The sequence below is a fragment of the Aeromonas sp. PS2Canimalfood6 genome (genome assembly GCF_048276795.1).
Lineage (GTDB): Bacteria > Pseudomonadota > Gammaproteobacteria > Enterobacterales > Aeromonadaceae > Aeromonas > Aeromonas caviae.
Genome location: NZ_JBLUXC010000128.1, coordinates 1 through 1,353 on the forward strand (window position 1 = coordinate 1; position 1,353 = coordinate 1,353).

General features: G+C 49.4%; 2 protein-coding genes. Both read left to right on the forward strand.

Features of this window, described 5'->3' with window-relative positions:
* Nucleotides 1–233 precede the first annotated feature (233 nt).
* Complete coding sequence (locus ACNPAA_RS20835; protein ID WP_319899455.1) at nt 234–839, forward strand: NAD/NADP octopine/nopaline dehydrogenase family protein; 606 nt, start codon at nt 234–236, stop codon at nt 837–839.
* A gap of 6 nt (nt 840–845) precedes the next feature.
* Nucleotides 846–1,253: an SDR family NAD(P)-dependent oxidoreductase gene (locus ACNPAA_RS20840; protein ID WP_417891986.1), complete on the forward strand. Its 408-nt coding sequence runs from the start codon at nt 846–848 to the stop codon at nt 1,251–1,253.
* The last annotated feature ends 100 nt before the right edge of the window (nt 1,254–1,353 follow it).

The window sequence follows — 1,353 nt, forward strand, 5'->3', positions numbered from 1 at the left end:
GCAAAACAAATCACGTAATCTAAGCATGGCCAACAAGCGCAGGCTCTGCTGTCTGAATGAACAATATTTGTTCGAATGTATGGGGTTGTTCAAAGTATAAACACTGATGCGTCAGCCCTGGCTTCTATGGCACGAGATACCTTAACCACCAGATCGCTTTCAAACGCAAGCTCTCAACTAACGTCAGCGTATTCGGTGAGAGGCCGGAACAAGCTTTCGCCACGCTTCAGAGCATGTTTACCGGGCCCTCTGTTGAGCCGGGTTTTCATCAGTTCAAGCTAGTTCGACCGTTAGACCTTCAGTTCGATCCATTGGGCTACATCATTCACTTGGCTGTTGCCCTCGATGCGACCAACTTAAAATTGACTGAACAGAAGATCAAGTACCTGCATTACTGCGAGGGGGTGCATGAGGGCAATGCAGAACTTATAAATACACTGGACCGAGAGCGCGTACAACTAGCCTCCGGCTACGGTGCAGCGACCCCGCACTTCCCGGACATTCTCAAGAAGCAGTACGGCCTGAAGGAGTGTTCGTCGTTTTTGGAACTAATGAAGAGTACGGTCACTATTTATCGGTCACTGTCTCCTGATTCTCTTGACGATCTACGGACTGGACGATTGATTCAGGAGGATGTGCCAGGATTACTCACCATAGAGTGGTTAGCCTCCAAATCCGATGAACAACTTCCATTGACTCGTCAGTACGCACAGGATACGAAAGCCACACTTCAGCGGTTAGGCGTTGACCTCTCTGTGCACGGCGAGTATGTACGGCGAATGGTGGGGGCCGGTCTGTGCAAAACGTCAGTGATTGAACTTCTAGCACAGCCCTGGTGACTAGTGATGTCGGACCACAACTCAATTACGCAGTTCGTTCAGAAGGTAGTATCTGGGGAATGGCCAGTAGCCATCCTTTTCGGTGCTAGTGGTGGTGTGGGCAGGTCTTGCGCCCGAATGCTGACTAGGCGAGGGTTTGCCACAGTTCTCACCGGGCGAAACGAGCAAACATTAAAGGCTGAAGCAGCCAAGCTAAGTGGTATGGGGGGGCCGCCCTCATTACCCTATGCGCTGGATCTCTGTGATCCTTCAGCTATCCAGACTCTCGCCATCGAGTTGAATCCCCTGAATACTGTTTCAGTTATCATCCTTTCTGCGGGTATCACGAGTAACGAAACGACGGACATGGAATTCGAGGAGGTCCAGCGTGTGATAGCTACCAACCTAGTTTCCGTTCATGTACAGGATCTTTAGCGCCAACCAATTGAAATAGATATAAAAAAGGCTTCGTTTGTGATCTAATTTTATCGCCAAACAAAATCAACACGCGCGAAGCCTATGACCATTATTAATG

Coding starts and splice junctions, on each gene's coding strand:
- ACNPAA_RS20835 (WP_319899455.1), top strand. CDS start 234: ATGTTTACCGGGCCCTCTGTTGAGCCGGGTTTTCATCAGTTCAAGCTA.
- ACNPAA_RS20840 (WP_417891986.1), top strand. CDS start 846: ATGTCGGACCACAACTCAATTACGCAGTTCGTTCAGAAGGTAGTATCT.